Origin of the sequence: Streptomyces niphimycinicus (assembly GCF_018883605.1) — a bacterium.
Lineage (GTDB): Bacteria > Actinomycetota > Actinomycetes > Streptomycetales > Streptomycetaceae > Streptomyces > Streptomyces niphimycinicus.
The window spans coordinates 1-11,565 of sequence record NZ_JAHLEM010000611.1 but is presented as its reverse complement, the minus strand read 5'-3'; the positions used below and the strand labels follow the sequence as shown (position 1 = coordinate 11,565).

Below are 11,565 nucleotides of genomic sequence, written 5' to 3'. Positions count from 1 at the left end.
ACACGCCGACCCCGGCCGCGGTGCGCAGCAGCCGGCGGCGGGCCGCGGCGCGGCGGATCGCCTCGTAGCGGCCGGGGGGCGGGCCGAGGTAGTCGGAGGTGGGCCGCAGGATCACCGCGAGGGGGTCGTCGGGTTCCAGCTCCGGGCCGTCGTCAAACTGTGGGGTCAAGGCTTCTCCTCAGGTGGACGCGGAGCAGTTCTCTGGCCGCGTGGAGGTCGGCCTTGACGGTTCCTTCCTTGCGCCCGGTCAGTACGGACACCTCCCGGATCGGCATATCAGCGTAGTAGTGCAGCAGGATCGGAACGCGCAGCCGTTCCGGCAGCGACTGTACGAGCAGCCGTACCGACGGGTCGGACTGTTCGGCGTGGGGGCGGAGGGCGGCTTCGGAGGTGGCCCGGCGCATGGCCTTGCGCTCGCGCTCCATCTTGCGCCAGTGGTCCCGGACGAGATTGGCCGCGGTGACGTAGAGGAAGCCACGGGGCTCCTCCACGGACGTCCAGCGGGCCCAGAGCCGGGTGAACGCCTCGGAGGCGATCTCATGGGCCGTCTCGTCGTCGTCGACGAGCCGGCGGCACCAGCCGGCGAGGCGTGGGTAGAGGGCGGCGAACAGCTCGGACGCCGCCCTGTCACGGGACCGTTTCAACGCACTCCATGGTCGTGATGGCACTCGCGGGGGAAGACCCCGGGCCGCCGGTGTGGGTTCCATCGGCCCGGGATCCAGGGGTGGTCAGGAGCCGGCGGAGGTCAGCGCGGCGAAGACGATCACGTTGTCGCGGTAGCCGTCGCCGGAGCGGGGGCCGCCACAGGTGATCAGCCGCAGCTCCGGACGGCTCACGTCCCCGTAGACGTCGTCCGCCGGGAAGTCCGCCTTGGCCACCGTCCGTACGGCGGTGATGGCGAACGCCGCCGCCGTGCCGTTCTCCAGGCGCGCCACAATCCGGTCGCCTCGGTGCAGCCGGGCGAGGTGGCGGAAGACCCCGTCACCGTATTCGCCGACCGTGACATGGCCGAGGATGACCGATGGGCCGGTCTGCCCCGGTGTCGGCGAGTGCTGGTACCAGCCTGCCTGGTCGTGCTCCGTGACCGGTGGCACCCGCACACTTCCGTCCGGCGCCAGCCCCAGCCGCATGACCGGGGTGTCGACGTCGATGGCCGGGATCCGCAGCCGGACCGGGACCGAACGCCCCAGGGGACGCGCCGCCTTCACGGGGGTCGGGTAGGGCGGTGACGTCGTCCCGGAGCCTGACGCGGCCGTGGTCTGCCGGGCCGGGTGGCCGCCGCAGCCCACGAGCAGCGAGGCCATCGCCGCGGTGGCGAACGCGCGCCTGGAGAACGGGGTCATGCCCCGGTCGCCCGCCGGCGACGGACGACGAAGACCGCCGCGCCGCCCGCGACGAGCGCCGCGGCGGCGCCCCCGCCGATCAGTTGGCCCTCGGCGTCGGAGCCGGAGGACTTGGCCGTCACGCCGGTGTTCGGCGCGCCCCTCGGGATGACACCGACCTGGCCGCGGTCCCGCGTCTTGGTCGGCTCCTGCTTCGGGACCGGGGTGGCGGCGCCCGGCCGGGTCCGCTGCTGGCTGGGGACCGGGCTGGCGGCCGGGCCGCGGCTGGGTTCCGCGCTCTGGGCCGGGGTCGCGGCGGACGAGGGGTCGCGGGGTGCCGGAGTCTTCCCGTCGGCGAACGCGGGCGCGGTGCTCACCAGGACGGCGGTACACGCGAGTGTCATCGCGCTGAGGACAGTTCGGCGCATGGATCGCTCTCTTTCGTCGGTCCGCCCGCCGTGCGGCGGGCGGGTTACGGATCGAGCGGAGAGACGAGGCAGCGGCGCGGTGCGTTGTAAAGAGTCGGCAAAGTGTGTCGGTCGGCCCTGTTCGGGCCGGAGTTCGGGCTGACCGGCGGAGTGCCCGCCGTGCGGAAAAACGTCCAGGCCGGCCCGTGCGGGCCGGCCTGGACGTCGTGCTCGGATATGTCAGACGAGGTCGAACCGGTCGAGGTTGGAGACCTTGACCCAGGCGGCGACGAAGTCCTTCACGAACTTCTCCTTCGCGTCATCGCTCGCGTAGACCTCGGCGAGCGCCCGCAGCTCGGAGTTGGAGCCGAAGACCAGGTCGGCCCGGGTGCCGGTCCACTTGACCGCACCGGTGGCGCCGTCGCGGCCCTCGAAGGTGCTCTGGTCCTCCGAGGTGGCCTTCCACGTCGTGCCCATGTCGAGCAGGTTGACGAAGAAGTCGTTGGTGAGCACTCCGGGCGTCTCGGTGAGGACACCGGCCGCCGACTGCTGGTAGTTGGCGCCCAGCACCCGCAGGCCACCGACGAGGGCGGTCATCTCCGGAGCGCTCAGGGTCAGCAGGTTGGCCCGGTCGAGCAGCAGGTACTCGGCCGGGAGGCGGTTGCCCTTGCCGACGTAGTTGCGGAACCCGTCGGAGGTCGGCTCCAGCGCGACGAAGGACTCCGCGTCGGTCTGCTCCTCGGTCGCGTCGACACGGCCCGGGGTGAAGGGCACCTCGATGTCGTATCCGGCGTCCTTGGCGGCCTTCTCCACGGCGGCCGCGCCGCCGAGCACGATCAGGTCGGCCAGCGACACCTTCTTGGCACCGGAACCGGCGTTGAACGCCTGCTGAACGCCCTCGAGGGCGCGCAGCACGGTGGCCAGCTCACCGGGCTCGTTGACCTCCCAGTCGCGCTGCGGCTCGAGGCGGATGCGTGCGCCGTTGGCGCCGCCGCGCTTGTCGCTGCCGCGGTAGGTGGAGGCCGACGCCCACGCCGTGGAGACGAGCTGGGCAACGCTCAGGCCCGCGTCCAGGAGCCCCGCCTTGAGGGCCGTGATGTCCGCGGCGTCGATGACCTCGCCCTCGGCCTCCGGCAGCGGGTCTTGCCACAGCAGGGTCTCGGCCGGGACCTCCGGGCCCAGGTAGAGCGACTTGGGGCCCATGTCGCGGTGGGTCAGCTTGAACCAGGCGCGGGCGAAGGCGTCCGCGAACTGGTCGGGGTGCTCGTGGAACCGGCGGGAGATCGGCTCGTAGACCGGGTCGAAGCGCAGCGCCAGGTCGGTGGTGAGCATGTTCGGGGCGATCTTCTTCGAGGAGTCGTGGGCGTGCGGCACCGTGCCCTCGCCCGCGCCCTCCTTCGGCCGCCACTGGTGGGCGCCGGCCGGACTCTTGGTCAGCTCCCACTCGTAGCCGAAGAGGTTCTCGAAGAAGTTGTTGCTCCACTGGGTGGGCGTGGTGGTCCAGGTGACCTCCAGGCCCGAGGTGATGGCGTCCGCGCCCTTGCCGGTGCCGTAGGTGCTCCGCCAGCCCAGGCCCTGCTCCTCGATGGAGGCGGCCTCGGGGTCCGCGCCGACGTTGTCGGCCGGGCCCGCGCCGTGGGTCTTGCCGAAGGTGTGGCCGCCCGCGATCAGCGCGACCGTCTCCTCGTCGTTCATCGCCATCCGGCGGAACGTCTCACGGATGTCGCGGGCCGCCGCGATCGGGTCCGGGTTTCCGTTCGGGCCCTCCGGGTTGACGTAGATCAGACCCATCTGGACGGCGCCGAGCGGGTTCTCCAGCTCGCGGTCACCGGTGTAGCGCTCGTCCCCGAGCCAGGTGCTCTCCGGGCCCCAGTAGACGTCCTCCTCGGACTCCCAGACGTCCTCGCGGCCGCCGCCGAAGCCGAAGGTGGTGAAGCCCATGGACTCCAGGGCGACATTGCCGGTGAGGATCATGAGGTCGGCCCAGGACAGCGCCTGGCCGTACTTCTTCTTCACGGGCCACAGCAGACGGCGCGCCTTGTCCAGGTTGCCGTTGTCCGGCCAACTGTTGAGCGGGGCGAAGCGCTGCTGACCGGCGCCCGCGCCACCGCGGCCGTCGCTGATCCGGTAGGTGCCGGCGCTGTGCCACGCCATACGGATCATGAACGGGCCGTAGTGGCCGAAGTCGGCCGGCCACCAGTCCTGCGAGGTGGTCAGCACCTCGGCGATGTCCTGCTTCACCGCCGCGAGGTCGAGCCCCTGGAACGCCTCCGCGTAGTCGAACCCCTCATCGAGGGGGTTCGCCACGGCGGGGTTCTTGGCCAGGATCTTCAGATTGAGCCGCTCCGGCCACCACTGACGGTTGCCGCCCCCCTGAGTCGGATGCGGAGCGCGCTCGTGCGCGACCGGGCAGCCCCCCGCCTCCTCCGTCTTCGCGTCTGTGACGTTTGCCTCATGGTTCTCGGACATGTGAATCCTTCCAAGCTGGGCGGATCATGGTGCTCAGGAACTCGTGGCGGTGGAACACTCGGAGCACAGGCCCCAGTAGATGACCTCGGCCTCGTCGATCGAGAAGCCGTGGTCGTCGGACGCGGTCAGGCAGGGCGCCTCACCGGCGGCACAGTCGACATCGGCGACGGCACCACACGACCGGCACACGACGTGGTGGTGGTTGTCCCCGACGCGTCCTTCGAACCGGACGGGGTTGCCGGCCGGTTCGATGCGGCGTACGAGGCCCGCCGCGGTCATCGCGTGAAGGGCCTCGTACACGGCCTGAAGGGAGATGTGGCCGACGCGGTCGCGTACCCCGGAGGCGATCGCCTCGACACCGAGGTGGTCACCGTCCCGGACGGTTTCGAGCAGCGCGACACGGGCGGCCGTCACCCGCAGGCCGGCACCGCGCAGCTCCTCGGCAGTGGTCGGAGTCTGGGATGCGGTCATGACGCCAGAACCTACCCGCATAAACGCGAACGCTACAAGGAAACGAGGCGCTAAAGTCTGCCGCGACGCGGAAAAGTTTTGCCCGTTTTTCGGGTGTTTTATTCTCGCGGGCCCTCAGAGCCGCTTGGCGCTGCGGAAGAGCCCGGCGTAGAAGCCGTTGCCGTCGATACGGGAGACACCGCCGTTGTCGCCGATGGTGGGGCCGTTCTGCTCCTTGCGGCTGGAGACGAAGACCCGGTGGCCGTCGGTGTCCAGCCCCAGGTACAACGCGACATGGTCCATATGGTTGCCGGTGCGGTGATCCATCTTGAAGAACAGCAGGTCACCGGGTTGCAGAACGTCGATGTTGGTGGGCCGGGTGTACCAGGGGGCGGGGCCCCGCATCGTGATGATGTCGACGCCGGTCTTGGAGCGGGCCATGCCGTCGGCGGTGCGCGGCAGCCCGTCGCCGAGGGCGTTGGTCGCCATCAGGGGGAAGCGGGCGCGGTAGCCCATCACCATGCGGATGAAGCCGGAGCAGTCCAGCGCCCGGTAGCGGTCCTGGCGCGGGGCCAGCGTGGTGCCGTCGCGGAAGGTGTAGGAGATGCCGAGGTAGTCGTAGAAGTCGTTCTGCTCCAGACGGTCCACGCCGTCCGGCTTGAACGGTCCGAAGACCGCGTCGCCCGCGTACGGGATGCCCTGGGCGTCCTTCTTGACCGGCGCGCCCTGCACATACTGGAAGGCGATCGCGAAGAGGTCCTCCTTCTCGCTGCCGTAGTTCTCCTTGAACCAGCTCTTGAACCACTGCTCCTTCTCGGCGCCCGCGGTCCATGCCTCCGGCATCAGCCGCACCCAGTCCTCGGTGATCACCTTGGACTTGGTGTTGGCGGGCTCGCTGAAGGTCCGGGAGGGGCCACGCAGGGTGGCGGTGCGGGCGCGGTCGGTGAAGGTGGCGAGGATCTGGCCGTTCTCCCCGCGCAGGATGGTGCGCGCGGGGTTCTTCAGCCGCTCCCAGGTCTGCTTGCCGCCCGGCCGCCCGGTGCCACCCTCCTGGTTCAGCTCGTCGATGACCGACTGGGTGGCGGGCGTCTTGGCCTGCTCGTCCTTTCTCAGCTCCACGGTCAGATAGCCGCTGGCGCCGAGCAGCGCGAGCACGGTGGCGGCGTGCAGGACGGGGCGTTTCTTCTTGGGTGGCATGGGATCGGCTCCGGTCGTGGGTCAGGCGGACGGCATGACGCCGAGGAGGATTCCGGCGGTGAGGACGACATAGGCCATCAGCGTCACCGACCCGGTGGACAGCAGGGTGGCCCCCCGGGGCTGGCGGACCAACTGGTAGGCGATCAGTCCGGGGACGATGAAGCCGAGCGTCTGGTTCGCGTACATCAGCGGGAACTCCAGCGACAGGATGATCATCACGGTCGCCTGGAGCGTCACCCCGAGCAGCACGACCGCGGCGAACAGCCGCTTGCCGTAGAGGATCACGAACTTCTGCATCAGCAGCGTGCCCACATAGGTGAGCACGGTCACGCCGACCACCATCGCGGCCCGCTGGAGATCCTCGACGAGGGTCAGCGCCAGCCAGCCCGGGGTGATCATGCCGCCGGGCGAGAGGTTGGTGGTCAGATAGCAGACCAGCGAGAAGAGCAGCCCGATCGCGATGCCGATGGCGGCGATCTCAGGGGTGAGGACGGCGGGGATCAACGGTGCTGCTCTCCTGGGTTCTGCCCCTGCTGGGAGTCGTCGGCGGGCGGGGCGGGCGGGACGCGCGGCTCGAACAGGCCGCGGGGCTGCGGGGCCGCGGGGGTGGGGACCACCGGTGCGGATTCGGGGGTGGGGGTCACCCCGGGCCAGGGCTCCCGGGAGCCCTGGTCGTACGGCTGCTCGGAGGTGCGCTGGTGCGGCACCTGCGCCTGGGGCGCGTACCGGCTCTCGTACGCCTCCGGGTACCGCTGGTAGGGGTCCAGGCGGGGCGCGTAGAGCTGCATCGTGTCCACGTGCTCGACATGGCGCTCGTCGGCCGCCGGTGCCGACGGGGCCGCCGCTGCCGCCGGTACCTCGTCGGCGCTGTCGTCGGCCGGCAGCTCGGCGAGGTGCTCCAGGAGCAGCTCGCCCTGGCCGTGGATGTTGCCGATGGCCACCAGGGAGGAGTCGGGGCCGAGCCGGCCGAGCAGCTCGGCCATGAACTCCTCGGGGTCCCGGCGGTCGCCGCCGAGGTCCACCGCGCGGCCCCGGTACTCGGCCGGGATGGCGTCGATGGCGGACTTGGCCGGATGCCCGATGACGAAGACCTGCTCGGGGTCGAGGTCGGGGATGATCTCGCCCATCTGGCCATTGCGCTCGACACGGTCGGGGCGGCAGTTGATGACGACGTTGAGCGGGCGGTGGATGGCGCCGAGGTCGAGCAACTGGTTGATGTTCATCAGCGTCGACTCGGGGTCGTTGGCCGCGAAGACGTTGGCGAACCGCAGCTTCTTGCCGTCCTCGGTGGCGTACCGCTCGACGGAGAGGACACCGGGGTCCGGCGGGGCGTCGTACATGCCCTTGAGGGCGGTCTCGCGGTCGACGCCCACCAGCTCGGCGACGGTGAGCGCGATGGCCACGTTCTCCTTGAAGGTGAACCAACTGAAGCCGCGCAGTTCCTCGTCGCTGACCGTCTTGGGGTCGGCGTAGATCAACTGGCAGTTCCGGGCGTCCGCCTCCTCCTGGAGGATGTCGAAACGGTCCTGCTCGGCGGTGACGCAGATGCCGTTCTCGGGCATGGACCGGCACAGGGAGCGCGCCACGTCGTCCAGCGTGGGGCCCATCTCGGCCAGGTGGTCCTCGCGGACGTTGCACAGCACGCCGATCGTGGAGCGGATCAGCTTGGACTGGTTGATCTCCTGGAGGGCCGGCATGACCGCCATGCACTCGATGACGAGCGCCTGCGGGTTGTAGGCGGCGGCGCGGCGCACGATGCCGATCTGCTCGACGACGTTGGCGATGCCGAACTTGCGGTAGACGGGTTCCTCGGTGGCGTCCGGGTGGATGAAACGGGCCGCCGTACCGGTGGTCTTGGCGACGGTGGTCAGCCCGCCGCCGCGCAGCGCGCCCGCGCACAGCCGGGTGATGGAGGACTTGCCGCGGATGCCGTTGACCAGGACCCGGGTGGGGATCATGTCGAGGTTGGTCTGGTGCCGCCGCTGTTCGACGATGCCGGCGATCAGCAGGACGGCCTCGCACACCACGAGCACGGTGTAGAGGAAGAGCACGGTGAGAGCCTCAGTTCCTTCCGACTCCGGCGGGGGTCCGGCTGCCGCCGTCCCGTTTGCGGGGCTGCTCCTGGAGCTGCTGCCGGATCAGCTCCAGGCTGCGGACGACGGCGCCGACCTCGTCGTGGTGGCGCGGGAACAGCACGGTCTTGCGGTCGCCCGCGGCCAGCGCCTCGGCCTGCCCGGCCAGGGCGCGCAGCGGCCGTACGACGACGATGTGCAGCCAGCCCAGGCAGGCGGCCGCGGCGGTCAGCCCCAGCAGCCCGGCCAGTACGGTCCGGTTCTGGAGGCTGTACTCGGGGATCGCCAGGCTGGAGGCGGGCTGCCAGCTCGCCAGGGACCACTGGAGCGACTTGGCCGCGCCGCCGCCGCTGAACGGCGCGACGGCCGCGACCCGCACCGTGCCGCCGCGCTGGACGGTGGCGCGCGCCTGCTTGGTGGCGAGCAGCGAGTTCAGATGCGAGGGCGCCTTCTCGAAGGCGATATAGCCGGAGTCGCCGCCGATGACCCGGCCCTTGGTGTCCACGACACGGACCTCGCCCATGCCCTGGCGGCCCAGCAGCGCGTTGACGAACTCGATGCGGAACTCGCCGACGACGGCGGCGCCGCCCCGGCCGGGTGCCTGGGCGGTGGCGGTGACGACGGGCTTCTTGCCGCCCTCGCCGGTCACCTCGAGGGCCTGCTTCGAGGGGCCCTTGCCGTCCGCGTGGTGCGGGGAGCGACCGGCCCGCGCGAGGATCTCGCCGTCGGCGCCGAGGACGTACACCGACTCATAGCGCTCGTGGTCCTCCATGGTGCGCTCCAGCACCTCCTTCATGTCCTCGGGCGTGGTGCGGTCCCCGATCAGGGCCGCGACCGCGGACAGATCCGCGTGGCCCTCGTTGAGCGCGCGGCGGACCCGGTCGCTGAGGGTGATGGTGCGGGAGTTCTGGTCGTGGACGATCTGGGCCGGCACCTTGACGGCGGAGTCGGCGCGGTTGAGCAGCAGCATCAGCGGAACCGACCAGAGAAGCAGCAGGACGGCGCAGAGGGCGAGCAGGGCGCGGGCTCCCAGGCCCTTGCGCACGGCCGGGCCCTCGATGTCCGCGGGCTCGCCCTGGAGTTGCCGGCGCAGCCGCTCCAGGGCGGCGCCCACCCGGGCGGCCTCCCCGGCCCTCGGCACGCTCACCGGGCGGGCCAGATCGCCGCGGGTGAGGCGGCGGCTCTCCAGGAACAGCCGGATCAGCGGGCGCTGCACGGTGCCCAGCAGCACGATCACCGCGAGCCCGCCGATGGCCAGCAGGGCACCGGCGGCGGCCACGCCGAAGGCGGGGCGGGTGATCTGGGAGACCTTGGCGGAGACGTCGACCTCGGTGACGACGGTCAGGCCGAGGCTGCTGGCGGTGGTGGCGCCACCGGCCTGGGGGGCGGCGAGCGTGGCGTAGCCGCCGACGGTGCGGACCTCCTTGGCGGCGCCACCGGTGAGATGGCCGCTGACGCCGGTGTAGCCGCCCGCGCCGGGCTCCTTGGCCTTGACGGGGTGCTGCCGGCCCTTGCGCGCGGCGGTCTTGGCGAACGAGGTGAGCTGCTTCCGCGCCCGCTCGCTGTCCAGGGCCCCGTGGCTGGAGAGCAGATGGCCGGTGGAGTCGACGACGCCGATGGCGCGGCCGGGGCCGAGGTCGACACCGGGGAAGCTGAGGGTGCTGGAGGCGACCAGCAGTTGCTGCGGCTGGCCCTTCCAGGACAGCAGGGCGACGATGATCAGCCGGGTCTGGCCGTTCTCCAGGCGCACCATGCGCGGGTCCAGCCCGTCACTGCGGGAGAGCTTGGTGAGATCGATCGCGGTCAGCGGGACGTTCTCACCGCGGGCGGCGAGCATCTTGCCCGATTTGATCTCGATGACGGCGGTGCCGCGCCACTTCTGGTAGACGTTGCCGACCTTGTCCAGGACGGTGTCGGCGGAGACCGGCCGGCCCTCGTTGAAGAGGGTCGCGGTGCTGGTGAGATCGGTGACGGACTCGTCCAGTGACGCCCGCAGCGCGATGGCGCCGTCTTCGGCGACGTACTGCTGTGAGGTCAGGACCGCCTTGGGGACCAGGGCGTTGTCCGGTTTGCCCAGGGTGAGGGCGGTGATTCCCGCGAGGGAGAGGAGCAGAACCGACAGCACCGCTATGGGGGGCCGGATACCTCCCAGAAGCGACATGTCGGCCCTTCGGCGGACCTTGTGCCGCCGCTTCGTACGCGAAGCGGCCACGGATGGGCTCCTCTCCTGCAACTCACACCACACAGAGCGCACTCGAGTGCGATCCGGACCGTCAGACAGCCAGACGGATCAAAGGGTTGCACATCTTAAAGAAAAAACGAGAAAAGGTGTTTGTCATTGAGCAAGGCCGGGCAAACGACGGCCTTCCGCCCTTTGCCAGGCGTTCATCTGGACGTCATTCTTCGCCAGCATCCTCCCGATATGCCCCCGTAAGAGGGGTCGTTACGATGAGACGGTCATGGCGGAGATACGAGCGAAGTCGATCATCGCGGCGGCTGTCACGGTCGTGTTCGGTCTGCTTCTGGCGGGGTTGAGCGCGTATACGATCGGGCGGTCGGCTGGTGGCGCCGCCTCGGACGGTGCGGACGCCCCGGAGGTCGCGCTGGAGCGCAGGATCACCGACTTCACCGCCGGATTCGGCCCCGACTCCGGCTACCGGGAGCCGCGCCGCGCCGAACGCCGGGCCGTCGCCGACGCGGTGGGCCTGATCCTCGACGGCCACCCGGACCGCGCCCGCCCACGGCTCGCCGACGCCGGATTCCGGCTCCGTACCCTCACCGACAGCGGCACCGGCCGCCGCTACGCCGAACTGTCCGACCGCACCGAGGACGGACCCGCCCCGCGCGGCTGGGGCCGGGTCTATGTGGATCTGTCCGCACCCGCGCGCTGGTCGGTCCAGGTGCCGCACCCGGTCTCCGACGCGGACACCGAACGGCTCGGCGCACGCGTACTCCTGGACTCCCCCGGCGGCGTCCTGGTGCTCGCGGGCGCCCACCGCAGAGCCGGGCACGGCGACGCGGCCGACGCCGCCCACCGTACGGACTCCGTCTTCGACGCGGTCTGCGACGAGCTGGCCCGGCGCGGTCTGCCCGGCGTCCAGGTCCACGGCTTCGCCGACGACTCGGTGCCGGGCCGGGACGCCGTCGCCTCCACCGGCACGGGCTCGGCGGGCCGCGCGGACGCCCGCCGCCTCGCGGCCGCGCTCGCCGCACGGCACTTCTCCGTCTGCCGTGCCTGGGTCCGCGCCTGCCCCCTGGAGGGCCGCGACAACGTCCAGGGGCGCAGGGCCGCCGCCGACGATGTGCCCTTCCTGCATGTCGAGTTCGCGCGGTCGGTGCGCGCGAGCGACACGGGGATCCGGCATGCGGCGGCGGCCATCGGCACGGTCACCTCGCGGTGGGCGAAGGACGACGCGGACTGACCACCCGGTGGACCTTTCCCCGCCCCGCCCCTTCCCACCACCAGGGGCTCCGCCCCTGGACCCCGAAGTCCGGTGCGGAGCCCCGCCACGCGGCGAAGCCGCATGGCCGCGGCAGGAAGGGTCGGAGCCCGGGCCCGGGGTGGAGGACAGAACCCCCGGGCCGGGGGCTGGGGCGGAGCCCTGGGCCGAGGTGAGGGGCGCAGCCCTGGGCCGGGGGCTGGGGCGC

10 protein-coding genes are annotated in these 11,565 nt (G+C 71.2%); 1 reads left to right on the top strand and 9 read right to left on the bottom strand.

What is annotated here, in order from left to right; translation table 11 throughout:
• Positions 1–152: 152 nt before the first annotated feature.
• The 9 genes from KN815_RS37725 to KN815_RS37685 all read right to left on the bottom strand — a co-directional run bounded on the left by KN815_RS37725 (position 153) and on the right by KN815_RS37685 (position 10,078).
• A complete protein-coding gene (locus KN815_RS37725; protein ID WP_216346344.1) occupies positions 153–644 on the bottom strand; it encodes an RNA polymerase sigma factor in 492 nt (163 codons plus the stop codon).
• 84 nt (positions 645–728) lie between these two features.
• Positions 729–1,343 carry a class F sortase gene (locus tag KN815_RS37720; RefSeq protein WP_216346343.1) on the bottom strand — a complete coding sequence of 205 codons (615 nt, stop codon included), beginning with the start codon at positions 1,341–1,343 and terminating at the stop codon, positions 729–731.
• Positions 1,340–1,750: a Tat pathway signal sequence domain protein gene (locus KN815_RS37715; RefSeq protein ID WP_216346342.1), complete on the bottom strand. Its 411-nt coding sequence runs from the start codon at positions 1,748–1,750 to the stop codon at positions 1,340–1,342. The genes KN815_RS37720 and KN815_RS37715 overlap by 4 nt, the downstream gene beginning before the upstream one ends.
• 219 nt (positions 1,751–1,969) lie before the next feature.
• The gene (katG, locus tag KN815_RS37710) at positions 1,970–4,198 is read right to left on the bottom strand and encodes a catalase/peroxidase HPI (protein ID WP_216346341.1); all 2,229 of its coding nucleotides are present in this window, start codon (positions 4,196–4,198) and stop codon (positions 1,970–1,972) included.
• Between the two features lie 33 nt (positions 4,199–4,231).
• Positions 4,232–4,669, bottom strand: a complete 438-nt coding sequence (locus tag KN815_RS37705; RefSeq protein WP_216346340.1) for a Fur family transcriptional regulator — start codon at positions 4,667–4,669, stop codon at positions 4,232–4,234.
• 114 nt (positions 4,670–4,783) lie between these two features.
• Entirely contained in the window at positions 4,784–5,845 is a 1,062-nt protein-coding gene (locus KN815_RS37700) for an NlpC/P60 family protein (RefSeq protein ID WP_216346339.1), read from the bottom strand.
• Positions 5,846–5,866: 21 nt separating this feature from the next.
• Positions 5,867–6,349, bottom strand: coding sequence for a poly-gamma-glutamate biosynthesis protein PgsC/CapC (locus KN815_RS37695; RefSeq protein ID WP_014056460.1), 483 nt, complete (start codon positions 6,347–6,349; stop codon positions 5,867–5,869).
• Complete coding sequence (gene pgsB, locus KN815_RS37690; protein ID WP_216346338.1) at positions 6,346–7,896, bottom strand: poly-gamma-glutamate synthase PgsB; 1,551 nt, start codon at positions 7,894–7,896, stop codon at positions 6,346–6,348. Before pgsB ends, KN815_RS37695 begins: the two co-directional genes overlap by 4 nt.
• 10 nt (positions 7,897–7,906) lie before the next feature.
• Positions 7,907–10,078 carry a HAMP domain-containing protein gene (locus tag KN815_RS37685; RefSeq protein WP_216346337.1) on the bottom strand — a complete coding sequence of 724 codons (2,172 nt, stop codon included), beginning with the start codon at positions 10,076–10,078 and terminating at the stop codon, positions 7,907–7,909.
• A 298-nt stretch (positions 10,079–10,376) separates the two neighbouring features.
• Between KN815_RS37685 and KN815_RS37680 the strand changes: the two genes are divergently transcribed.
• On the top strand, positions 10,377–11,339 hold the full coding sequence (locus KN815_RS37680) for a hypothetical protein (protein WP_216346336.1): 963 nt from the start codon (positions 10,377–10,379) through the stop codon (positions 11,337–11,339).
• Positions 11,340–11,565 lie beyond the last annotated feature (226 nt).